The organism is Microbulbifer maximicatervae (SeqCode) (genome assembly GCF_052467825.1).
In genome coordinates this window covers 147,686-172,386 of record NZ_CP174327.1, presented here as the reverse complement: position 1 = coordinate 172,386, position 24,701 = coordinate 147,686, and the positions used below count along the sequence as shown (strand labels likewise).

Here is a 24,701-nt window from a genome sequence, read left to right as displayed (position 1 = left end):
TTTTATACAACTTGACCAAGCTGGAAGATGGGGAGGTACATAGCGATCAAAAGTCCGCCCACAAGTATACCTAGCACAGCCATAATCATGGGTTCGAGTAAGGTTGTTAAGTTATCTACTGTATTATCGACGGCTTCTTCATAAAAATCGGCAGCCTTGCTGAGCATATCATCCAACGCCCCGGACTCCTCTCCAATGGCAGTCATTTGCACAAGCATTATTGGGTAAAGTCCAGACTGCCTCATGGCCACATTAAGAGGGATGCCGGTCGAGACCTGGTCTTTTATTTGCAGTGTAGCCGTCTCATAAATAGAGTTTCCTGTTGCTCCGGCTACTGACTTCAGTGCGTCAATTAAGGGAACTCCGGCAGCAAAAGTTGTTGACAAAGTACGAGCAAATCGCGCGGCAATAGAGTTATAAATAATTAGCCCTATGATGGGTAATTTTAAAAGGATTCGATCTAAAAAGGCTGACACATTTTTGTTGCGCTTTTTGGCTTCTATTGTCCCGCCGATAGTGCCGACGACTCCCACAAGGGCAAGTAGCCAATACTGTTGCATCCAGTCAGACAGGCCAACCACAAATAGTGTAAATGCCGGTAGATCTGCACCAAAACTCGAGAAAGTCTCAGCGAACTGCGGTACAACTTTGATAAGCAGGATAGAGGTAACAATAATAGCCACGACGATTACCGCAAGGGGGTAGGTCATCGCTTTTTTAATTTTGGCTTTTAGGGACTCTGTTTTTTCTTTATAGGTTGCGATCCTGTCCAGCATGGTTTCCAGTGCACCGGCCTGCTCACCGGATGCTACCAGGTTGCAGAAAAGATCATCAAAGTGGAGTGGGTGTTTGCGCAGGGCATCAGCAAACAGGGTGCCGGAAGCGACATCGTTTTTAATTTGGAAAATAAGATCTTTCAAGCCCTCGTTTTCAAATCCGTCAGCAACGATCTCGAAACTCTGAACCAATGGCACGCCGGCCTTGATCATGGTGGCGAGTTGACGCGTTAAAAGGGCAATGTCGGCAGGCTTAACTTTTTGCTTGCCGGTGCCAAACAAGGGTTTTGCTTTTTTTTGTACTCGGTTGGCAATAATTCCCTGCTTGCGCAGCTGAGCTTTTACGAGAGCGGGGCTGGAGCCATTGATTTCCCCCTGAACTTTAGAGCCTCTGCTATCTACGCCCTTGTAGATATAGGTGATGGCCGTGGCATTGCTCATAAACGGATTTCCTGCTTTTTTATTCTCAGTGACGCTGAGTTACTGCTAAGAAAAGTAGCTCGATATTTGTTCAAAGTTAACTCAGGGGCTTGAGTTCGTATAGCTTAGTCATCAACAAGTTAAATTTTCTATCTAAAACGCAGTTTAATGAAATAGAGTATTTAACGGAAAGTTAATCCTTGGTAACCCTGTTGGCTTCCTCAAGGCTTATAATGCCCATTGCGACTTTGCGGAGTGCGGAAGTTCTTAAATTATTGAATCCCTCCTCACGGGCTTTGTCGGCAATCTGAATAGAGTTGCCTCCCTCCATTATAATTCTAGAGATGCTGTTGGTGATGCGAACTACTTCATACACGCCTATACGGCCTTTATAGCCTTTGGAGCAGTGTTCACAGCCAGCAGGCTGAAAGATAGTCAGCTCATTCTGGGGGATAGTTAAGCTGCTAAACCCTTCACTCTCGAGTACTTCGCTGGGCAAATTAACAGGTGTCTTGCACTCGTTGCACAGGCGCCGCGCTAGGCGCTGGGCGATAATGACACTGACTGAAGTTGCGATGTTAAAAGTGGGGACCCCCATATTCATTAAGCGCGTCAGTGTTTCTGGTGCGGAGTTGGTGTGTAGGGTGGAGAGCACCAAGTGCCCTGTCTGAGCAGCCTTGATAGCAATTTCAGCGGTTTCCAAGTCCCTGATCTCCCCGACCATAACGATGTCAGGGTCTTGTCGGAGGAAAGATCTCAGTGCCTCGGCAAAATTAAGCCCGACCTTATTGGAAACGTTAACCTGATTAATACCTTCCAGGTTGATTTCCACCGGGTCCTCAGCGGTAGAGATATTGCGCTCCGCGGTATTGAGGATATTGAGGCCTGTGTATAGGGAGACCGTTTTACCGGAGCCTGTGGGTCCTGTTACAAGAATCATGCCCTGGGGCTGGGCCAGAGCGTCCATATAGATTTTCTTCTGATCATCCTCGTAGCCTAGGGCATCAATCCCCAGTTTGGCTGAGGAGGGGTCAAGAATTCGCAGTACAATCTTTTCCCCCCAGAGCGTTGGCAAGCTGTTCACGCGGAAATCGATAGCCTTGGTTTTGGAGAGCTTCAATTTAATGCGGCCATCTTGGGGAATACGCTTTTCGGAAATATCCATTCGGGACATTACTTTCAGCCGGGCAGAGAGTCTCGCTGAAAGCTGGATAGGAGGTTTGGCAATTTCATGCAATACGCCATCGGTGCGAAACCGAACCCGATAGGTTTTTTCGTAAGGTTCAAAGTGGATATCGGAAGCGCCGGTGCGAATAGCGTCCAGCAGCACTTTGTTGACAAAGCGGACAACAGGGGCCTCATCGCCTCCAGGCTCTTCGTCTTCCTCTTTATCATCACCGCCGATATTTAGAGCATCCAGCTCCTCGTTATCCATATCCGCCAGGCCGGCGCCGATATCGCCATTGTCAGAGAGGTAGCTCTCGATAGCTTTTGCCAGCTTGTCAGCCTCAACCACAACCGCATCCGCGTTGAGGCCAGTATTAAAGTTGATCTCATCTAAGGCTGCGAGATTGGTGGGGTCCGCCATGGCGATAAATAGGCGATTGCCACGTTTGTAGAGCGGTAAGACAAAGTGTTTGCTGATTAGTTTCTCATCAACAATTTTTTGGGGAACCAGTTCAAAATTATAACTGCCCAAATCAAATAGCGGGGTGCCAAAAGCTTGGGAGGCAATATCTGCAAGCTCTCGGCTTTTGACCAGTTTTGCCTCTACGGCATGCTGGGCAAAAGTTTGCTGTTCCCTTTGGGCGGCCTTGAGGGCGGATACAGCCGTCGCTTCGTCGATAACTTGGTCTGCAACCAGGCGTTTGGCCAAGCCGCTAAGAGAAGTAGTGCTCATTGCTTATTTTACTGTACTGAGGCGGTGAAGAGTTAATCCTCACAGGCTCTGAGTGAGTTGTGTTTTCTTCTCGGGAATCATACCAGAGTGTGGCGTGGATTCAGCGTTTTAGCTGAATCCTGTGAATTTAGTCGTCACGATAGGGAAAGTCGTCGACTGGTACAGAAAGTGACAAAGCTGGGACATGCTGACATATTTTGTCAGTCGGTGAAAAAAATTGTCAGAAATGAGGGGGGCACTAGGCCTGGTTATCCAAGAAAATTACCCGAAATTCATATGCTGAGAGGGTTTGCCAAAGTTGGCATAAAGCTTGTATCTTAAATGGCGACTTCCTCGCGGGATGTCCTCCCTAAACGGGAATGAAAAATTGATAATGTCTGTATGGAGACGGTTACAATGAAAAAGCAAAAGGGTTTTACTCTGATCGAATTGATGATCGTGGTTGCGATTATCGGTATTCTCGCGGCTATCGCTATTCCTCAGTATAAGGACTACGTATCGCGCACCAAGTGGACCGACAGCTTGGCACAAATTCACCCCGTTCAGGTGGCTATTGCATCCTGTGTCAATATTGAAGGTGTTATGACTTCCTGTGATACCATCGATAAGCTGACCAGTCAGGGTTATATTGCCTCGGGCTATACGCTGACTAAGGGTGAGTATATGAGTGCTGCTCCCTCAATTGCTGCAGGTACTGGTGCTATTACTCTCGCTGGTGCTGATGAGCTGAATAATTGTGGCTTGTCAATGACACCAAATGTTGCTACCAATGCAATTACTTGGACTATTACAGCCACCGGTGATACCGATAAATGTGGCGCTGCTAGCACTGGTTTTGCTCAGGATGCTGCCTCTGGCGGCACCGCTAGCTCAGGATCTACCACTTAAGTCACATAGTTTGAGCGCTAGTTTTGCTAAAAAAGGACACCTTCAGGTGTCCTTTTTTGTTGGGGGTTGAGGGGGAATAAAAGGGTTGGTGGTGTACTCCCTATTTTGTGCTGGTAATTCACTGGAAGACTTCAAGGCGTGAAGGGGTTTTTATGCCTCCTAGAGCGCGCGGGCAATATACTCTATGCAATGCAATGAACTGTCTCCTTGGATTAAACAAGCGCTTGAGTGTGTTATCAGTAAGGGGTGAGTCCTCTCAAATCAACTTGGGTTTTTTAAGCTTGAGGGTAGGCTTTACCATTATGAGAGTGGCTGGATCGGCTCATTTTTCCTCTGTGCACTACTGGAGATGCACGCTTTCATTACGTTGGTCTTACCAAAGTTCCTGCAATTGATAGTGTCTAGCAGCATGCAAATACAAAGAAGCATGAAATTAATGATCGGATGGCGGAGCTTTTTAAGCTTACCTAAAAATATTAGCGATACAAGTTGGCTGAGATTATTGTGGAGTAGTTGGTGAGCTATTCTGCCATATCTGATCGAGAAGTGACCTGAAGCCTACATCAGTCATAGTTGCTCAAAGAAGTTCCGATTGGCTTAATGCCAGATGTAAGGCTGAACGCTATTTCTAGTATGGGCTGTTGTCTTTTAGGTCTGTATATGAACATTTATGTGGATGCTCTTATAAAGATCTTCTTATAATTTGGGGTTAAGGGGGTGCACTTTGTGAGCACTACCCAAATGAAGTAAAATATAATTTTTGCAATAGCTTCGTTTTTGGCGGGAGTCATATCAATTTATTTGAGTTTAATATAATGCGTTCCTTGGTGGGGCGACTACTTTGGTGGTTTCGGTGGCTGTAATACGGGCTGTTTAACTTGCTGGTGGCTCCTATATTGATGGCTGTGACTTTTATACAGGCACCTTGCCCGTTGCTGCGAAAGAGGGAGAGTTGACCTTCTGTTTTTTGCAAGAAGTTTTTAAATTTTAATCAGTTTATGGAAATGCTACAGTTAAGATAATTTTTGAAGGGGTTAAAATGAATGTTTTTATTTTAAGCGCTCCAAACGTTTTGTTTTAACTCTTGCTGTTGGGTAAATGTTTATCAATTCCAATAAAAGTGTAGTCCCTTTTTCTGTCTGGGTAACCTCTTTAGCTCTTCTTTTTTTTCCTGCAATTTACTTGTACCTGGAATTAATATCTGATGTTCCACCCATCCCCGAGTTTACTGAGTACAACCTGCCGCGAGTGAGCGATTTTCAGGAGGGTGTAGGCCCCATCAAAGTGGTAATAATGGGGGATTCTCGGATGCGTTACGCTACTCCGTTGAGTGCAGATTTCTCAAAGATGCTTACTGAGAAATTTCAAAGGCCGGTTCAGGTTCTAAGGATAACCAGGGACTTGGCGGTGTTAAATGATTTTAGCGGTCTATTTCAAGAGCTTTATAAAAGTAAACCCGATCTTGTGGTATTGCAGCAGGAAATGCTGACTAAGGCCAGGGTATTGCGGGCAAGATGGTTTTTTTCCCGAAGATATATCGAGTCAAAATATTTTAGCCCGCTAACAGGTGAGGCTGTTTTTGATCAGGAAAAGCACCAAGTGTCTATGGAGTGTAGTGTATTAAAAAAAGGGGAGACGGCAGAGGGGCGAAGAGATTATTTTCTGAAATGGGCATATTTTACCAGCATCCCGGAGAGGCCAAAAGTAGCCGTAGATTTTCTTGAGCATTTAGATAATTTAAAGGTACCTATTCTTGCCGTGTCTGTTCCGGTAGCCCCAAAAGGGGCTTCTGTGTACCCAGTTCCACCCAAAGAACCGATACTGCAGGTTGTTGCGCCAGAATATTCCTTCAATGACTCCCAGTACTGCGATGTAGTACATATGAACTCCGAAGGGAGAGAAATATATTCATCTTGGTTGATGGAAGTGCTGAGAGATAAGTTAGAGATAGGAGTCTAAAGTATGTCTACAGGTATTGAAAACCCACTAGTAAATCTAATAGAAAAGAGTTTTCTGGAGACGGGTAAAACCAACTACTTCTATAAAGGACAGGATACTTCTTTAAAGTATGGCCAGCTCTGGGATCAGGTGTGTAAGACTCGCGGGCTTTTGCGTCGCATAGGAGTATTTCAGGGTGATAGGGCGTTAATTGTTAGCAGAGAAAAACATGTTGTCGCGGTACTCTATATTGCGGCTTTATTGGAGGGCATTGCCGCGGTTATCTTAGATCCCGATGGATCTGATTCTGAAATAAATGTGCTGGCCGAAAGAAGTAACCCGGCTGTAATCTTTATTGATAGCTCAAAGTTTGTACAGGCAAAGAGGGTTCGTAAGGAGGAGTCGATAAAAGTCATTGAAATTGATGCCTCCGTTAGAAAATCTAAATACTCAGCCCTTTTTATTAGTAAGGATAAAAAAAATTCTCTAAAGAAGAATTATCCTGCGATGCTCGATTTTGAATCTGGCATTTCTGAATTTTTAGATCTTCCCTTAGATACTGTCGGTCTGATTCTTTTTACTTCCGGGACTACTGCGAAGCCAAAAGGAGTCGTCCATACTCACGGAAGCCTCTCCGCTCAGATGATAGCTTTCATTCGTCATTTTGAGCTTTCTGGCGGGGAGATTATTGCTAATCACCTCCCTCTACATCATTCAGATGGGCTCAACCAGGGAGTTTTATTAACATTAATTGCAAAGAGTCAGTGGCTGGTTCCCCCGTCACCTAATATGCAGAATATAAGTTCAGTGTTGGATCTATTATATCGTGAGAGAGTAACGCACTTTATTACAGTGCCTGCTGTCTTGAAGATGATAGAGCGCACACCAAAAGAATTTGATGATAGTTTTTCCTCCGCCGAATTTAAATTTATTGAATCAACCGCGGGTCCCCTGGATAAAGATCTTTGGGAGCAAATTGAGAATCGCTTTGGTGTCAAAATTGTAAATTGTTACGGGCTGACCGAAACAGTTTGTGAGTCTATTTACTGCGGGCCAGATGAGGCTTATAGGAGAGTGGGGAGTGTCGGTAAGCCTGTACAAGGTGATATTAAGATAGTTGATCCGTCTGGCTGTGAGGTGGGATCTGGTGAGAGTGGTGAATTATGTATTCGCAGTCCTGCAATGATGCAGGGATATCTAGATGATCCTGATGCGACTAATGCAGTTTTAAAAAATGGATGGTTCCATACAGGTGATCTTGCAAGACTGGATGAAGATGGTTTTGTATATATCGTTGGCCGAATAAAAAATATAATTATACGAGGTGGGGTCAACATTATTCCGGAGGAAATTGCTGAAGTCTTAAAGACTATTGATGGAGTCGATGAGGCTGTTGTTATCGGTTTGCCTGATGATTTTCTGGGAGAGAAAGTTGTTGCTTGCATTTATTCTCACTCAAATCAATTTCTAGAAATTGATGATTTGTTTGAGCAATGTCGAGAATTGATGGCTAGGGAAAAAATTCCCAATAATATTATTCAGGTAAAAAATCTTCCATTGGGCCCCTCTGGTAAGGTGGATCTACCCGCATTGAAGCAGCAGGTTAGAGATATTGAGCATAATAAAGATGCAGCTTTTTCGGAGCTGGGTGAGGGTGTGTCTAGTCGTGTAATGCAGTTAAGTGCCTCCGTATTTCGAGTCCCGGTGGAGCGTGTGTCAATAAACTCTAGCCCGGATAATATGCGGGAATGGGATTCATTGGCCTTCCTAGAGCTATTGATGGCCGTAGAGCGGGAGTTTCAGATAAAACTAAAGGCTTCTGATGTAATAAAGATTTCCTCTTTGGCGGATATTGTGGGTCTATTAGAAGAGAGTGTTAATGCAGAGGGTGTTGAGTTGTGATGAATAATAAGCAAGGTATCACGATTTTGGGACACCCTCGTTCTGGAACCACGCTTTTACGGAGAATTTTAAATTCACATCCACATATAGCTTCACCGCCCGAGACTCACTTGTTTAGTTCGTGCGCTCGTTTTATCGATGCAGACCTGACTGCAGATGGTGTTGATATGGGGGTTTTATCGGGGCTAAATTTTGCTGGTTTTAACGATGATGATGTGCTTGAGGAGCTAAGAGAGTTTGCATTTGGTTTTTTAAATAGATTTTCCCGTCGCCAAGGGAAGAGGCGATGGGCTGAAAAAACAGCATTTGATATCTTTTATTTGGATGCGATCGAAAAAATACTTAATGATAAGGTTTTTTATCTCGGGATAATACGTCATCCTTTAGATGTGGCTGCAAGCTCTGTTGAATTTTGTAATGCTGCCGGGGTGTATCCAGATGTAATGCACAGATATATTAAGAATTTCCCAAGGCCCGTTGAGGCGTTTGTAAACTCTTGGGTGGATACGACTGAATCGCTTCTCTCACTAGGAGAGCGGCAGGAAGGGAACTGCCTAATTGTGCGTTATGAGGATTTAGTGACAGATACTGAGGAGGTTCTGAGGCAGATCCTGGAGGTGCTTGGAGAGCCGTATGATGCAACTATTATGAGTGGCGGGTTAAGCAAGTCAGATATTATTGGTTTTAGTGATCATAAATCCTATCAAAGAAGTACTATTGATGGGGCTAGTATAACTAAGTGGAAGAATTTACCTTCACCGCTAGTATCGGAATTGGCTGACAAGTTAAATCCCCTACTAGAATTGTGTGGTTATGCCTCTCTAGAGGTTGGCGATTTAATATCCCCAGAATCCGCTCGTAGACGATATGTTCATAGCCTAATGGTGCATGCAGCGGGCAATGATCATTCATGAAAGATTTTAGTTTTGTTTCTCTGTATTGGTTGGCTTGGGCTGTTTCGGCAGTTGCTATTTTTTGGTTGTCTCCCCCTAGATATCGCAGTTTAGTTTTATCCGCAATTACCTTCCTCTTTCTATTTTGGGTAGATCAGTATTCATGTGCAATTTTGGTGGCAATGACACTTTCATGTTATTTGGTTGTTAGTGCCAGGGAGGTAAGCAGGCTTAGGGTCGGACTTACTCTATGTCTGATTTTATTTATATTGCTTGTCTATAAGGCTGCTGGGTCAGGCTTTGTTTCAAATGGAGATTTCTTTACCGCTGGTGTGATACCATTAGGTCTAGCATTCTATTCTCTTAGATGTATGCACGTTATTTTTGAACGGCAAAGGGGGAATTTGAAAAGGGTTCAGCTTTCATCCCTTGTGCCTTATCTTTTTTTCTTGCCAACTATGTGGATAGGGCCAATTCACCGATTTGGTGAGTTCGAGCGAGATCGTCGCAGGCATCGTTGGGACTATGAGCTTTTCTCTCGAGGCATAGAGAGAATCATTTATGGTTATGTGAAGGTCGTAATAATTTCAGGTTTTTTTCTGTCGATTGCCTGGCCTTATGGGCTATCTGATTCTGTTATTGAGGGTACGTGGTTATGGCAATATCTTGAGTTGGTGAGAGGCGGGCTTAATCTATATATCTTGTTTTCTGGGTACTCTGATATTGCAATTGGTCTTGGTTGTACCCTTGGCTATAGAATAGGTGAGAACTTTTCTATGCCGTATTTGGCTAGAAATATATCTGACTTTTGGCGTCGATGGCATATTTCGTTAACTCGGTGGAGCAATGAATATATCTATAAATATTTTATGGCTAATACACGAAGCGCGAGTGCAGGTGTGCTAGTTTCATTATTGGCTATTGGTGTTTGGCATGAACTCTCTTTAAGATATTTTGCTTGGGGGATATACCACTGGTTGGGTATTGTTTGTTGGCAGGGGTATACGCAGATTAAGGCTAAATTACCTAGTATTCAATCCCCTTTTATAAGTAGAGCTTGGGAGGTGTGTTGTATTCTTATGACGGTTCATTTTGTTTGGTTAGGGTTTCTATTAGTGGGGCAGGAATCCTTTGCGGATATGCTAACTGTGTTGAGTTTGCTTTTTAGGGGTGGGGAGTAGTGAGAGTTTATCATTTTTTTCTTGCTTGGTTTCCAGTTTGGATTTCCGTTGCTTTAACCGCAATATGGTTTAGTTTTTTAATATGCTCTATCTTGTTTTTCTCTATTGTATTTGATGTCGATTTTAAATACGGGGAGCTTTAGGGTTCGATAAGTTGGGCGTGTTTGTTATGTGGGGCTTTCTGTTTTATTGTTGGTGTTTTAGGCTGCTGAATTTTGTTGGAAGTCTCTGAAAATTATCTGGATTTTAATTGGTTCCAGCTAAATGGGTTGTGCTTTAGTAGGCAGGAAGAATGTTTAATGTTAGGTATGCGTCCTATTTTAAAATTTCGCCAAATCCGAAGAAATTTAGACGGCAATTTAATTGCTAAAAATAGAGATGCCTGACGAGTGCTAGTCCTGGCTCTTTGCCTCTGTATTTAAATTATATATCGCTTACCTAGTTAGAGGTTAGGACGATTCAGCTTAAGTATCCCATTGAACAGCCGTTTAGGTCAAGCAGCTAGTGGCTGGGCATAGCATAGATATTCTTGTAAATAAATTTTTATTATGGAAGCTGGAAAGTTAGAGGCTTTAAAGACTTATCAAGCGTCTATAGGGGGGGGTACCCCAAAATCACTAATTTCTTGATGTCTGGTGAGATGAAGTGTGCGGTTTGATAGGTCGAGTTAGTGAGCCGTTTATTTGTTTCGATCATGCTTCTACAAATAAACGAAAAATAGTAGCTCCGTTGATATATCCAGTATGACTTTATTGAGGTCTTCGAATACAACTGTTGCCCTGTAGAGAGCCTAACAATCGTTACAAATGTTAACTAAGAACGGCTGATCCTTAGATTTGCTGAATAAATTTAATTGAGTTTAGTATGGATGTAGTATTTGTATTGGTGCTGATTTAAATTGACGTATTTAGCTGCCGTTCTGGGGTTAGATGCTTGCTGTATTATTTTCAGGGTGCCTAGGTAATACGCTAATGATAAAAAGTAAAATGACCTGAGGTGATGGAGGGAATCCCGTGAAGTCTTGTTCCACTCGGATCAAGGTTATCTGTATACGAGGCCTACTCCTATTAGTGCGCTTATTGAGTGTTGAATGTAAAGCTGTAGGTAAAATATAATTTACTTTCCGGAATGATCGATTGCTACATCTATAATAGGTAAACCGGTAGATGGCAATACAGTCACTTGCAGAGTTGCGGGTTTTAAAAAATGTCAGTGAGTTTAAAGTAGAGTTCTATGTTTGCTGTATTAATATTGTAATTTGTTTTGCTGTGATTGTGGTTCGATCAAGGTATTTTTACATTCGATAGTCTTACACTTTTTCATCTTATTGAGTAGTTAGAGTTTAGCTAATCATTCGGCAGGGTATAGTATGTGGGTTCATTGAAAGTTCCTAGAGGCCTGTAGAGTTTTATAATTATGGCATACTATCTTTTTCGCAATTATATGGTAGGTTTTACAGTAAGAGTCTTTGGTAGTCTCAAATGTTCCATAAACACCCAAAATACTTCCCTGAGTAATCTCTAGTTTGTATAAAGTTTGGCAGGCTTCGTAGATTATTATATTTATACTGCCTGTTTCATCTTCCAAGGTTAAAAACATAACCCCGGATGCGCTTCCTGGTCGTTGTCGGCAGGTTGTTAGTCCAACGACTTTAACATTTTTACGGTTATTGCAGTAGGTCAGGTCTATTGCTTTGGTATAACCCTGAAACTTTTTTTGTTTTCTTAATAGAGCAATAGGGTGTTCACCAAGAGTTAGCCCGATTTTGCTATAGTCGAGATGGCTATCATCTTTTAGAGAATTTCTCGGTATGAAGTTCGCTTGTTTTTTACTTGAATTGATTGCTATAGAGTTCCAGTTGTCTTGATGGCGGTTTTTAGTTAGGCTGATAAATGCATTGGCTTCAGCTAAATGTGAGAGTTGTTCATTGTTGATTTTTGATTGTTCCTGAAAATGTGCTAGTGAATGAATTTTTATTTTAGCTCGAGTTTTTTGGACTGCTGTTCCTGTGGCTTTTGCTAGACCTTTAATTAGGCGCATGCCCAAGCGTAGAGCTGGGGCCTTATGGTTGGATATTGGATTTTCCCAAAGTGGAATTGCTAATTTAATAGCTGGTGGTTTCTCTGTAATGTCGTGATTTGTAGGTGAAGTATTTTCTTGAGGTAAGTTCTTCTCCCGTACTTCTAAGCTGTGATCCCAATAGCTATAAAGTACATCAATAGGCAAAATCTTAACTCCGTGGCGCTGAGCATCATAAACTAGCTGTGCCGGTGCATAGAATCCCATCGGTTGGCTATTGAGCAGCCCACAGTAAAAGGCCGCTGGGTGATGGTATTTAATCCAAGCAGAAAAATAGGCTAAAAGCGCAAAGCTTGCGGAGTGTGATTCGGGGAAGCCATAGGAGCCGAATCCCTTCATTTGGTTGAAGAGTTGCTCAGCAAAACTATCCCTGTAGCCATTACTTTGCATTCCCTGCACAAGCTTATCCCTGAATTTATACAAATCTCCATTTTTTCCCCAGCTGGCCATGGCTCGGCGAAGCTCATCCGCTTCACCGCCGCTAAACCCTGCTGCGACCATCGAAAGTTGAATAACTTGTTCTTGAAATATAGGAACACCGAGAGTGCGCTCAAGCACTGGGCGTAAATTGTTATGAGGATAGCGCACGGTCTCCAACCCCTGCTTGCGTTTCAAATAGGGGTGTACCATGCCGCCTTGAATTGGCCCAGGGCGGACAATGGCGATTTCTATAGTAAGCTCATAAAAATTTCGAGGTTGTAATCTTGGCAGCATGCTCATTTGAGCGCGAGATTCAATTTGAAAGACTCCAACGGTATCGGCCTTGCACATCATTTCGTAGACTTGTGGATCTTCGGCGGGAATATCCTGCAATCGCAATTTGGGGCCGTATAGAGCAATATAATTCAGGGATTTACGCAGTGCAGTCAGCATACCCAGGGCGAGCACATCGACCTTCATTAGTTTTAAATCTTCGATATCCTCTTTGTCCCATTGGATTAGGGTGCGATCCTCCATAGCGGCATTTTCAATTGGAACCAGCTGGTGTAATGGTTGTTCTGTAATAACAAAACCGCCTACATGTTGCGATAGATGTCTTGGAAAACCATATATTTGCTGCAGTAACTGTGGGAACATTTTTCCTATTGCACTGCTCGGATCTATTCCCACTTTTTGCATTTGTTGGGGGAAGCTATCTAGAGTGTCCCACCAGGCGCGTTCAGCAATAAGTTGTTCTATTGTGGCAGCGTTGATACCAAGGGCTTTGCCGATATCCCTTACGGCGCTTTTAAAGCGGTAGGTGATCTTACTAGCGGTAAGTCCAGCTCTTTCGCGGCTATATTTTGTGTAAATATACTGAATAACTTCTTCACGTCGTTCGTGCTCAAAGTCTACATCAATATCTGGGGGTTCATTGCGTTCCCGTGAGATAAACCGTTCAAATAGCAATCCAATTTTATGAGGATCTATCTCTGTGATGAATAGGCAGTAGCAAACTACTGAATTGGCTGCGGAGCCACGGCCCTGGTACAAGATATGATTTTCGCGGGCAAACTGGACTATATCGTAAATGGTTAGAAAGTAATGTTCATATTGCAGTTCTGCTATTATTGCGAGTTCTTTATTGATAATCTCATCAATTCTCTTTTCAGGACCCTGTGGCCAGCGGGCAGCCCTTCCTATTTGTACTAGTTTTTTTAAATAGCTGCTCGCATTACTTTCTTGAGGGATAACTTCTGATGGGTATTCGTAACTGAGTTCGCTCAAGCAAAAAGTACATTGTTTGGCAATGAGGTTGGTATTGTCTATAGACTCTTTGGAGTGTAACGACTGGATATCACCTAAGCTGCGAAGATAACGTTCAGCATTTTGCTCAATACGATACCCTAGATTATCCAGGGTACAGTTATGGTAATTTGCGTTGAGTACATCTTGTAGTGGCTTTCGGCTATAGCAGTGCATCAAGACATGATTGGTTGCAACCAAGGAAATATTCTCTCTTCTTGCAAGCTCAGTAACTCTATTGGACTTAAGGCTTTCCTCTGCGTGTAGGTGATTATTGATGGCAATGTAAAGCCGTTCGCTGAAGGTTTTCTTGATTTCTTCAGGTATTTCTATCTCATTAAAATTTGGAATCCAGATGGCAATTAGGTTTTTACATAACTCTACCAAGTCACTTTGATAAGTAATGTAGGTTCCTTTTTTTGCCCTTAAGCGTGATTTTGAAATTAACTGGCACAGCTCGCTGTAGGCAGTTTTGTCCGGAGCTAGTAGAACTATTTCTATGCTGTTATGGAGCCGGAAATAACTGCCAAAAATTAGTTTAAACTCGGGATTTTTAGAGTCTGTAGACTTGATGGTTTCAAGTTCTTTATAGGCTCTAACGGCTCCGGAAAGAGAGCATTCATCGGTGATAGCAAGGGCTGTATATTGCAATTTGTAAGCAGTGTGGACTAATTCCTGCGGATGCGATGCCCCCTGCAGAAAAGAAAAATTGCTTTGACAAAAGAGTTCGGCGTACCTCATGCTGATTCTCTCGGCGTCTATCTGTTGATTGTGATAGGGTTGGGATTTTGGTGAAGATCAGTATTAAGAGGGGGGTTTAGGTTTAGCTATAGACGCCATGTAAAAACCACTCTTCGGTTGTAAGATCCTGAAAGACCCAGTAGAACTCATCTCTTTTATTTCTTGCGATATAGTAATCCCGCCCATGACGCCCGTGCTGCCACCAATAGCCATCAATTCGCTCTGGCCCCTGTAATAGTTGTAGCTCCCCCTGATAAAATAATTTGTGCTCGCTACTTTCCAGTTTGGTTGGATGAGCTAATAGCCAGTTGGGGCGCGGTGCTTGGATGGGCTTAATTTGCTGTCCCTTAGCGTTACTTTTAATTATCAGAGTATCTGTATTTTGCCAGGCCTGCTCTGGTAGGTAGCTTTCTTTTAGGGCAATTCCCGAGAGTGCTTGATGACCGAGGCGGGCTTTTAATTTGTCTAATAGCTGTTGATTGCGTTTATGTTGGCTGCCTTCACCAAATAAATCTTCATCCAGTGATTCCTGCTCCAAGGGGAGTAAATGCTTGCAATTTAAGCTGATGGACTGCACTGGCTGATCAAGAGTTACTCTTTCCATTTGCAGCTTGGTTAGTGCTATTAGGCGTTGAGGGTCCAACTGCGGAGTGGAGACTTCTACGGTTATTTCCTGATATTTATTTTGGCCGAAATTCATATGCCAATTTAATTGTTGTGTGAAGAGCTGGCGTCGATGCAACTGGGAGCATAATTCCCTTAGTAGGCGACCGATAGGAAATAGCAGCTGTTCGCTATTATCCAAGGGGCTGGGGAAAAATAGCTCGCTACGGAATTGTGCTGGGGGCTGATAACTACAGACTGGATCTTGGCGAGTTCCGTTCAGGCGTGCCAGGTAGTCCACAAATGGGCGACCAAAACGAGAGCCTACCTCAGAGAGTGGAATAGCGAGCAGCTGGCTTACTCGCTTGATACCACATGCGTAGAGCTTGGAAATAGTTTTGTTGTCGCAATTAAGGAGCTTGGATGGGGCAAAGCTAATCCACTGTCTCCACTGCTGAGGGCTGGGCGGAGAATCTGATTGCGTAAGCCAGTGCCGGTGTTCTGTCAGTTGGCTTAGCATATGAGCTGCACTGGGGCTGTGGCCGAGGCCCATCAGGCTGTGGATTCCCATCTGCTCAAGCTCTTCGCTCAGCTGCTGTATCAATGCCTTGAAGCCACCGCTGGCCTTTAGGCAGCCGCCCAGCTCCAGGAAGAGGTGGGCGGAAGTGCTCTCACCATTGCTCATAGGCCCTGAGGACTGAGGTGATACAAGTGGTGTAAAGCTGTATGCCCACTGGGCCAGTTGCTGTAATTCTAGTTGTTCCCGCTGGGAATCACGTTGTAGCAGCTGTAGGTCTGCACAGAGAGCAGACGCAGTGGCAATACTGAGCCCGACCTCAACGCCGCATTGGGATGCCGCTGGGTTTCTATCAATCACCAACTGTTTTTCAACCACAACTTGGGGTAGAGCCTCTTCTCCTTGTTGCTGAGCGCGGGTCAGAACTTCTAACGGAAGCCTGGGGAATTGAATACAAAGCCAGAGCATGGAGCTATCCCTCGAAACCGTTCAGTGCATTGGTTGGTCCCGTCGGACCAGTTTTGCTGCTCTTGCCAAATAGAGGTTTTGGCCTGAATTTCCACCCAATTGCTTTAAAAGCCTTAGTGCCAGCTCTCCCCCCTTAGGTGTGAGCAGTAGGCGCAAGCTCGCGGGTGAGGGGTTTGCTGTTTCACACTGAGGGCGAAAGTGGAAGTGCAGACAGTCCCCATTGCGGGCAGCGAGTTGCAGGCGACGAAGATCTTTATGGCTCAGGGATTGTTGCCCCTGCCAGCTGAGTAAGGCACCACAGCTTCCGGATTGTAGGGACTGCTCGATCGCCCAGAGAGTATCCTTGGGGCCTCGGGGGTGCAGGATCAGCAGGTTCTCAAGGCGGATACCACTGTTGGCCAATGAGGGCGCATAGGGAATATGGGGTGGATTGACCAGTATGACCATTTGCCCCCTCTGAGTGAGATTTGCCAAGGCCGGTAGTATTAGGGTGAGTTCACCGATACCCATCTGGTCCATGAGTAGCTCAGTAGTGGCCCCTCTTGGCCAGCCGTGGTTCGCTAGGAGGGCATCGAGGCTTGGATAACCACTGGCGATGCCGTTTCGCTGCCGTCGGGGTTCATTTGCTGCTTGCCAGATATCGGCTCTGGTGAGTAGCTGTGCCAGTTTCTGGTGTTTTTCCTGGCTGTCTAACTGATTGTTTTCTATGAAGTTTTCTGCGCTGCCCACGATTCCACCACTGAATTTTAGTCCGATCCGGCCACTATCTTCGTCTTGAGCTGTATGTGTATACAGTGATACTGTTAATTTATACAGTATCTATCCAGTGGCAACAAGTGAGAATTCATTGGATAGGCACTTTTTTGCACAGCCTAAACCGGCTATGATTCCGCCTCTTTAATTGAGCACTAATTATTCTATTCAGGGGGGACGGAGTGAGTATCAAGTCCGACAAGTGGATTCGCCGCATGGCAGAGCAGCACGGTATGATTGAGCCTTTTGAGGCCGGTCAGGTGCGTCATAACGATAATGGCGATCGACTCATCTCCTATGGCACCTCCAGCTATGGCTACGATGTTCGCTGTGCTCGTGAATTTAAGATTTTCACCAATGTTCACTCAGCGACAGTTGACCCCAAGACCTTCGATGAAAACAGCTTTGTGGATGTTGAAGGCGATCACTGCATTATTCCGCCAAACTCCTTTGCCTTGGCGCGTACAGTGGAGTATTTCCGTATCCCGCGCTCTGTATTGACGGTTTGCCTGGGTAAATCCACTTATGCCCGTTGCGGTATTATCGTCAATGTGACGCCACTGGAGCCGGAGTGGGAAGGTCATGTGACTTTGGAGTTCTCCAACACCACTAACTTGCCCGCGAAGATCTATGCCAACGAGGGAGTGGCACAGATGCTGTTCTTCGAATCCGATGAAGTTTGTGATGTGTCCTATGCCGATCGCGGTGGCAAATACCAGGGCCAGCGCGGCGTTACCCTGCCTCGCACCTGATCACCGGTCTTACTGCAGTACTATTTCCTACCTATGACAGAGGTTTCTACCAGCCAGCTACCTGAAAGCGTCGATGTATTGGTCATTGGCGCTGGGGCAGCTGGACTAATGTGCGCGGCTACAGCGGGCCAGCGCGGGCGCAACGTGTTGGTCCTGGACCACGCCAACAAAGTCGGAAAGAAAATCTTGATGTCTGGTGGTGGCCGCTGCAACTTTACCAATCTCTACACCAGTGCAGAGAACTTCTACAGTAATAACCCCCATTTTTGTAAGTCCGCCTTGGCTCGCTATAGCCAGTGGGACTTTATTGCACTGGTGGAGAAGCACGGAGTTGCCTATCACGAGAAAACTCTCGGTCAGCTCTTTTGCGACAATAAATCAAGGGATATTGTCGACTTGTTACTAGCGGAATGCCGTGCGGCCAAGGCACAGATCCGCACGCGCTGCAGCATTACTCAAATTCAAGCTCTGGGGCAGGGGTATAAGGTCGAAACGAGTATGGGGACGGTTACCTGTGAATCCTTGGTCGTGGCTACTGGAGGCCTTTCTATTCCCACCATGGGGGCGAGCGGGTTTGGCTATGAGATCGCTGAGCAGTTTGGGCTTGATTTAGTCCCAACTCGAGCAGCGCTAGTGCCATTCACCCAGCATAAACGGCAATTGGAGCGTCAGGGTACCTTGCCTGGAACTTCCCTTTCAGTGACTGCTTCTTGCGCTGAAGGTAGTTTCCAGGAGCAGATGCTGTTCACTCACAGGGGACTGAGTGGGCCAGCGGTTTTGCAAATTTCCAGCCACTGGCGAGAAGGTCAAACGGTAATATTTGACTTGGCTCCAGAGAAAAATCTGGCAGAGTGGTTACCGCTGCGCCGACAACAGAGCCCGGATAGCCACTTACACAGCGTTTTGGCTGAGGTTTGGAGCAAAAAGTTAGTACAGTTTTTCCTGCAGCGAGCGCAAATTGTTAGCCGCCCCCTAAAACAGTTTGGGGAGGGGGAGTTACAGCAAGCTGGGGAAAAGTTACAAAGCTGGAAATTGGTACCGGCGGGCACTGAGGGATATCGCACTGCTGAGGTAACATTAGGTGGAGTCGATACTGCACAGGTCTCTTCCCGTACTATGGAATGTAAAACCCGGCAGGGGCTTTATTTTATTGGTGAGGTTCTCGATGTAACCGGCTGGCTCGGCGGGTTTAATTTCCAATGGGCTTGGGCTTCAGGTCATGCTGCAGGAGAGGTGGCTTAATGGGAGATGTTATTCCTTTCAAAAGAAAAACCGCTTGGCAAAAGCACAAGGGCAGCACCCTGTGCAGGGAAGGTTTTCATAAATGGAAAGTGGTCACCGAGCGCAAGTTTGACGTAAAGCAGGGAAAGTTGGTTACTGAATATCGCTGTGAACGCTGTGGAAAAACGAAAATTAAACACTTGTAAATTTTCTCTCTCCAAATCCGATATTCATGGGGCAGTTCAATTAATAGTTAGGAAATTTACTCTCCCCTGTTAAGAAAATTGTCAAAACTCAGTGTCTTTAATACGGGTGATTACTGAGAAAAGATATTTTGGGGGCAGCAAATAATGCAACGTTACTGTTGAGTTACGCAGTAACGTTGCATAGGTTTATAAGTAGATTAAGAGACTGATTTGGTTTGCCCTGATAGATAGTCTACTGAACTGTGCCTCTTTAGGTTCAGCACGCCTTGTGCTACTTGCCATGTGATAGCCAGTGCACCGACGATAAACACCACATCACCAATAGTTCGTATCCATCTTAGAGTAACTAGCGTTCCACTTTGCATTAGGGTTTCACTGCGGGCATACCAAAGGCCTTCTGAAGCGCTCGCCATAAACTGGATAATACCGACCGGCAAAAGGCTGGTGAACAACATTAAAGCCAAACCTATATTCATCCACCAGAATGCCGTTTTCATCAATTTCTCGCTAAATATAAACTGGGGACGAATATATCTAAGAACGAGTAAACTAAAGCCCAATGCCAAGAACCCATATACTCCAAACAATGCACCATGGGCATGTGTGGCTGTGGTATTTAAGCCCTGAAGATAATATAACGCTATCGGTGGATTAATGGTAAAGCCAAGTACGCCTGCTCCTAACATATTCCAGAAAGCAACAGCTACAAAAAACATCAAAGGCCATTTGATTTTCACCATCCAGGGTGCACGATTTTTTAAGCTATAATGATCCCAGGCTTCATAACCCAACAAGATAAGTGGGACCACTTCGAGTGCACTAAATGTGGCCCCTACCGCCATAACTGGTGTTGTCGTCCCTGAGAAATATAGGTGGTGAAAAGTTCCCGGTACACCCCCTAATAGGAATAATGACGCTGATGCTAGAGAAGTCACAGTCGCCATGCGTTTAGATACAAGGCCCATATTGAAGAAGATAAATGCAAGCGCAGTTGTAGCAAAAACTTCAAAGAAACCTTCTACCCATAAGTGCACTATCCACCAGCGCCAAAACTCCATGACCGATATGTGTGTGCGCTCGCCATAAAAGAAGCCTGCACCATAAAATAATCCTATGGCAATTACGGAGGCGGCAAACAGGGCTAGCAGGTTTTTATCACCCTTTTGCTTTAATGCTGGAACAATACCGCGCAGCATTAATGCCAACCATAGTACGATGCCGGTAAATTTACCGATTTGCCATAGTCTACCAAGATCTACAAATTCATATCCTTGATGGCCCAGCCAAAAGCTGAGCTCTGGTGGCAGAGTTTGTGCAATGGCTAGATAATTGCCGACAAATGATCCAATAACGACTGCTATCAATGCCCAAAACAATATATCAACACCAAGTTTCTGGAACTTAGGATCTTTACCACCGTTGATAATTGGAGCAAGAAATAGCCCGGCAGCTAAAAATCCTGTAGCTATCCAAAATAGAGCAGCCTGTATATGCCAAGTGCGTACCAGGCTGTATGGAAACCACTCGGATGTCTCTATCCCATAGAATCCCTGTCCTTCGACAGTATAGTGGGCAGTAAAACCACCTAAAAAAACTTGGAAAGTAAATAGTCCTACTATAGCTAGTAAGTATTTTCCAAGAGCTTTCTGTGAGGGAGTTAATTTGAAGGTGCTGATTGGATCTTGCTTGGGGGCAGCTGGGTGTTTGTCTTCAGTGCGTAGGAACGCCCATGCCCAAACTAGGGCGCCAATACCGGCAATCAATAAGACCACACTAATAATAGACCAAATAATATTTTCGCTAGTTGGCTTATTATCAATTAATGGTTCGTGGGGCCAATTGTTAGTGTAGGTTGCGCCACCTGTTGAACGCTCAGTTGAAGCTACCCAGGATGTCCAAAAGAAGAACTCAGTAAGTCGTGCTCGTCGATCCGCATCGGGCAGTGTAACCTCTTTCATTGCGTAATTTGAGCGGGTTGGCTGTAAAGCGGGGTCGCCTCCAAAAAGTGCATCATAATATCTTGCGGTTTGCTCTATAGCTATGACTCTTCGCTTAGATAAAGTGGCAATTCCAGATTCGCTGCTATAGGTGTTGGTTCTATAATCTAATTTAAGGTCATACAGAAGTTTGTGTTTTTCCCTTTTGGATAAAGATTTATATGGGAGGCCAAATTCCTCTTTTGCCGCTATTGATAACCAATTAATTAGCTCTCGATGTAACCAATCAGCGGTCCAGTCTGGGGCTTGGTAGGCACCATGCCCCCAAATAGATCCCAGTTGCATTCCTCCAATGGATTGCCAAGAAGTTTGACCATCTAAAATTTTATCTTTAGTGGTCAGTATTTTGCCATTTTCTGAGACAAAGGCGTCAGGTATCGGAGGTGCCTTCCGATATATTTCACTGCCAAAATATCCGAGTATTGAAAAGGTTACAGTTAAAACGCCGATCAATGTCCACCAAAGAGATTTGTAAGTTCTCATCAGAGTTATCCTTGCCAATATAAATTGGCTTTTTTAGCAATATGCTATTTAAACTATTAATTTTCGTATATCTCCCTAGGCTGCTTGTAAAATAAAACATCGTAAACATCGTAAACATCGTAAACATCGGGTATCTCTAATTTTTTGGAGTGGATCTATGATGCCTGATTGAGTGTTAATAGGTTTTAAGCCTGACTTTTCGCGTTCTTGCTTAGCTGCGTTGATCTTATGAGATTGGCCTCCAGTAGAGGCGTTAACTTGCAACAGAAAAAACATAAACTCTCCTTTTCCTTGTGTTGCTTGAATAAATTAAATTGAGAATGGGCTTCTCAAAATAATATTTGGTCTTGTAAGACATTGAATTTTTAGGTGACCGATACCTTGTATTTGGGTAGTGAAAAATGGCCAATAATCGTTGTTAACCTGCCGCCCCTGGGTAGAGTTTGTGTAAGCGAATATATCGAAGTTCACTTCTTGGCCTCCTGAATTAATTAGCGGCCTTAAATTCAGGAAAGCAGCCCCTGACTTCAGAGCGCTTTCGCTCGAAATTCCTCTAATAGCTTTTGGGGCAGTCATAAATAGCACATTCGGCTGTAACCGTAGCCTAAGGGCTAGGTTGAACGAGCATTTGAGACTGAGCATTCTCTACCCTTTTATCTATACATGTATATGAGATGCATCTTTTGCGTGGCAATTTACACCTAAATTCCAATGATGTAAACTAGATGCATCTTTAAATTTTCAAGGGATGAAAATTCTTGGCTTCACAATGAGGGACTTTGCCAATGAAGATCACGCAATTTACCGACTACTCTTTGCGAGTGTTGATGTACCTTGCTATACAGGATCGAGAGTTAGTAACCATCAGAGAAGTTGCTGAGCGCTACCAAATATCTAAAAACCACCTAATGAAGGTGGTGCAAGAGTTGAATCTCAAAGGCTACTTGATTGCAACCCGGGGTAAGTATGGTGGCATTCGGCTAAGCCGAGCTCCTGAAGACATTAATGTTGGAGAGCTAGTTCGATTATTGGAGCAAGATACCGTGCTAGTAGAATGCTTTGGGACAAATAATCAATGTGTCATAACTCCTGCGTGTAGGTTGAAGAAAATGTTCGCCGAGGCTATGGAAAGTTTTTTTATTTGTTTGGAGCAATACACCTTGGAAGACCTGGTATCCGGCCCGAGTCAGACTGACCTTATCAATATACTAGCTTTTCCTGCGAAAATTGAGAGGGCGCAGCAAGGTCCCTAGGTTAGGCTTATCTTATATTTGCTTGAGGGAGAAAAAGTACAGTTTTCCATTCAAAGCCTGGAAGATTCATACTCTAGGGCCTTTATTACATAAGGGGCTTTGTATCCCGCCAGATGAAAAGCCTATCTTCAATTTCCTCTCACCCTATATCAGGATAGCCACTCAATGCACGTTGGTCTGACTTTTAGGTTTTAGGGGGGTATTGGGAGTGCTTCCTGGAGTAGGGAAATACTCAGCGCACAAATTTATTGCTCCTGCACAAGCGCAACTCCTTGTTCTGGGAGATGGTTACTGAATATTGTTATGAGTGCTGTGGCAAAACGAAAGCGAGGATTGTGTCAATTTGTCTTAAAGGAATCAGTTTAATCGGGAGTTGGCTTCCCTGCCTGAGTAGTGCGAGTATCGAAGTACTATGAACCCGCACGATACTGATTAACAACTTAAAAGCAGCAGCAAATTAATAACGATAGTAGCGACCGCGATAACGATAGTAATCTCTGCGCTTTCTTTCCCTATCATAGAGGTAGCCTGCACCGGCACCAATAACCGCACCTGCGGCAGTGCCACCAGGGCGCCCGCCACTGATCAAGGCACCTGTTACTGCGCCTATACCGACACCGGTGCCGATTCGGCGGTCGGTATCACTCATATTGGCGCAGCCCGTACCTCCAAGGCTTGCAGTCAATACTGCGGCCAAGCTGAGATATTTGATAGCTTTGATACGCATAGACACCTCTGTTACTGGAAGGTTGAGGTATAAAGAATCGGCGCAGGCCGACTATTTCGGAGCCAGTGTAGAGTCCGCATGAACTGGCAACAAATCCAAATTGGGAGTTTCATTCCCTTTTTTTGTCGATATTTAGGTGGTTGTTAAGGTGTTCGAAAAACAAGACTTGGTAGAACTGGCTCGACTCAAAATGCCATTTGGAAAATACTCGGGCCGGGTTTTAATAGATTTGCCTGAGGAGTACCTGCTTTGGTTCGCAAAAAAGGGGTTTCCAGAGGGGCGTCTAGGACAGTTAATGGCATTAGCCTTGGAGATAAAAGTAGAGGGATTGCAGGGGCTTATTGATCCTCTGCGCTGACCTTTTAGCAGGTTTTCCCAGTATTGCAATCACCTTGGTCGGTTTGCTCTGCGGGACTTTGACATTAATATAGTAATGCCTAGGTGTGCTTTGTGGAGCGAAGCCCAAGAAAAAGCGGGCCGTAATGGAGACTGGACTGACCCGGAAATAGGCCCACAGCGGGTAACCACTGGTCTGAATGATTTCAGCGAGGTAGTAGCGGGAGTAGAGCCAGTCAGCTTAAAAGAGGGAGCGGTCGAAACGAATTCGGCCGCCACTCTTTTAAATTATTCTAAACTCAGTTCTCACCGACTAATATCCGCCGGCAACATTTTGTGAGAGAGTCGCCCGACTCGAAAGTCGGACGCAGCTATCTACTAACTAACTGATCAGAGTGGGATTCGGATAACAACACCACCCATAGTGTGGCCCAGCTCAAAGTCAGTGCGCGGGCTGTCTACGTGATCGTTGTGACAGCTCACACAAGCAGGTGAAACACCTACATCCGCATATACTGCAGTGAAGTACTCGGTATCACCTAGTTTTTCGCGGCCGTAAAAGTTTTTCCCTGGGTTGTCGATTACGTACTGCAAGCCTTCTTTTTCCATCTCAGTGCGCGGTTTGTTTTGCTTGTTGATTGGCCACAGAGAGAGCAGGGCATAGTTAAAGCCAGACTCATTTTCGGCAACACGCTCAGCTCCCATACGCATCATCTGCGCGGGGAGTGGTAGCAATTTCTTATCTTGCCAGTGCTCATCAGCGTCGAGGATTTTCTCCTCGTTCTGCAGGCGGTTTACAACCTTGTTGGTGTAGTTGGCCCTGTCTGCCTCGATAACGGCAAAGATGGCATCCGCCATTCGCTCCGGAGCAACTCCCTGGTTTTTCTCACAGCCGGTGAGCAGTGCCAGTCCAGCGATAATACAAGCGGCAATACGCATATT

Annotated in this window: 18 protein-coding genes; 10 read left to right on the top strand and 8 right to left on the bottom strand. The window is 44.8% G+C overall.

Features of this window, described 5'->3' with window-relative positions; translation table 11 throughout:
- Positions 1-2: 2 nt before the first annotated feature.
- Entirely contained in the window at positions 3-1,217 is a 1,215-nt protein-coding gene (locus ACJJII_RS00780; protein ID WP_444917978.1) for a type II secretion system F family protein, read from the bottom strand.
- 172 nt (positions 1,218-1,389) lie between these two features.
- Entirely contained in the window at positions 1,390-3,096 is a 1,707-nt protein-coding gene (gene pilB / locus ACJJII_RS00775) for a type IV-A pilus assembly ATPase PilB (protein ID WP_444917977.1), read from the bottom strand.
- A 396-nt stretch (positions 3,097-3,492) separates the two neighbouring features.
- Between pilB and ACJJII_RS00770 the strand changes: the two genes are divergently transcribed.
- The 5 genes from ACJJII_RS00770 to ACJJII_RS00750 all read left to right on the top strand — a co-directional run bounded on the left by ACJJII_RS00770 (position 3,493) and on the right by ACJJII_RS00750 (position 9,898).
- On the top strand, positions 3,493-3,984 hold the full coding sequence (locus tag ACJJII_RS00770) for a pilin (RefSeq protein ID WP_444917976.1): 492 nt from the start codon (positions 3,493-3,495) through the stop codon (positions 3,982-3,984).
- Between the two features lie 1,407 nt (positions 3,985-5,391).
- A complete protein-coding gene (locus tag ACJJII_RS00765; RefSeq protein ID WP_444917975.1) occupies positions 5,392-5,943 on the top strand; it encodes a hypothetical protein in 552 nt (183 codons plus the stop codon).
- A gap of 3 nt (positions 5,944-5,946) precedes the next feature.
- A complete protein-coding gene (locus ACJJII_RS00760) occupies positions 5,947-7,824 on the top strand; it encodes an AMP-binding protein (protein ID WP_444917974.1) in 1,878 nt (625 codons plus the stop codon).
- Complete coding sequence (locus tag ACJJII_RS00755) at positions 7,824-8,738, top strand: sulfotransferase family protein (protein ID WP_444917973.1); 915 nt, start codon at positions 7,824-7,826, stop codon at positions 8,736-8,738. Before ACJJII_RS00760 ends, ACJJII_RS00755 begins: the two co-directional genes overlap by 1 nt.
- Positions 8,735-9,898 (top strand): MBOAT family O-acyltransferase, encoded by a 1,164-nt coding sequence (locus ACJJII_RS00750; RefSeq protein WP_444917972.1) that lies wholly within the window; start codon positions 8,735-8,737, stop codon positions 9,896-9,898. The genes ACJJII_RS00755 and ACJJII_RS00750 overlap by 4 nt, the downstream gene beginning before the upstream one ends.
- 1,377 nt (positions 9,899-11,275) lie before the next feature.
- On the opposite strand, the gene ACJJII_RS00745 is transcribed toward ACJJII_RS00750, so the two are convergent.
- The 3 genes from ACJJII_RS00745 to imuA form a co-directional block, all read right to left on the bottom strand.
- Complete coding sequence (locus ACJJII_RS00745; RefSeq protein WP_444917971.1) at positions 11,276-14,443, bottom strand: error-prone DNA polymerase; 3,168 nt, start codon at positions 14,441-14,443, stop codon at positions 11,276-11,278.
- 82 nt (positions 14,444-14,525) lie between these two features.
- The gene (locus tag ACJJII_RS00740; RefSeq protein ID WP_444917970.1) at positions 14,526-16,031 is read right to left on the bottom strand and encodes a Y-family DNA polymerase; all 1,506 of its coding nucleotides are present in this window, start codon (positions 16,029-16,031) and stop codon (positions 14,526-14,528) included.
- A 21-nt stretch (positions 16,032-16,052) separates the two neighbouring features.
- Entirely contained in the window at positions 16,053-16,760 is a 708-nt protein-coding gene (gene imuA / locus ACJJII_RS00735; RefSeq protein ID WP_444917969.1) for a translesion DNA synthesis-associated protein ImuA, read from the bottom strand.
- 206 nt (positions 16,761-16,966) lie between these two features.
- On the opposite strand from imuA, the gene dcd reads away from it, so the two are divergent.
- From dcd to ACJJII_RS00720, 3 genes are read left to right on the top strand one after another with little or no spacing between them, the layout of a single operon-like run.
- Positions 16,967-17,536 (top strand): dCTP deaminase, encoded by a 570-nt coding sequence (gene dcd, locus ACJJII_RS00730; protein WP_282933840.1) that lies wholly within the window; start codon positions 16,967-16,969, stop codon positions 17,534-17,536.
- Positions 17,537-17,569: 33 nt separating this feature from the next.
- On the top strand, positions 17,570-18,778 hold the full coding sequence (locus tag ACJJII_RS00725) for a BaiN/RdsA family NAD(P)/FAD-dependent oxidoreductase (protein WP_444917968.1): 1,209 nt from the start codon (positions 17,570-17,572) through the stop codon (positions 18,776-18,778).
- Positions 18,778-18,963, top strand: a complete 186-nt coding sequence (locus ACJJII_RS00720) for a hypothetical protein (protein WP_413662993.1) — start codon at positions 18,778-18,780, stop codon at positions 18,961-18,963. Before ACJJII_RS00725 ends, ACJJII_RS00720 begins: the two co-directional genes overlap by 1 nt.
- Positions 18,964-19,160: 197 nt before the next feature.
- Here the strand turns inward: ACJJII_RS00720 and ACJJII_RS00715 are convergent, their stop codons facing one another.
- Entirely contained in the window at positions 19,161-21,443 is a 2,283-nt protein-coding gene (locus tag ACJJII_RS00715; protein ID WP_444917967.1) for a nitric-oxide reductase large subunit, read from the bottom strand.
- Between the two features lie 785 nt (positions 21,444-22,228).
- Between ACJJII_RS00715 and ACJJII_RS00710 the strand changes: the two genes are divergently transcribed.
- Positions 22,229-22,696 carry an RrF2 family transcriptional regulator gene (locus ACJJII_RS00710; protein ID WP_413662991.1) on the top strand — a complete coding sequence of 156 codons (468 nt, stop codon included), beginning with the start codon at positions 22,229-22,231 and terminating at the stop codon, positions 22,694-22,696.
- 457 nt (positions 22,697-23,153) lie between these two features.
- On the opposite strand, the gene ACJJII_RS00705 is transcribed toward ACJJII_RS00710, so the two are convergent.
- A complete protein-coding gene (locus ACJJII_RS00705) occupies positions 23,154-23,423 on the bottom strand; it encodes a YMGG-like glycine zipper-containing protein (protein ID WP_108734168.1) in 270 nt (89 codons plus the stop codon).
- 148 nt (positions 23,424-23,571) lie between these two features.
- On the opposite strand from ACJJII_RS00705, the gene ACJJII_RS00700 reads away from it, so the two are divergent.
- Positions 23,572-23,781, top strand: coding sequence for a DUF3820 family protein (locus tag ACJJII_RS00700; protein ID WP_282933831.1), 210 nt, complete (start codon positions 23,572-23,574; stop codon positions 23,779-23,781).
- A gap of 368 nt (positions 23,782-24,149) precedes the next feature.
- Here the strand turns inward: ACJJII_RS00700 and ACJJII_RS00695 are convergent, their stop codons facing one another.
- Positions 24,150-24,698, bottom strand: a complete 549-nt coding sequence (locus tag ACJJII_RS00695) for a Tll0287-like domain-containing protein (RefSeq protein WP_282933830.1) — start codon at positions 24,696-24,698, stop codon at positions 24,150-24,152.
- Positions 24,699-24,701: the final 3 nt, after the last annotated feature.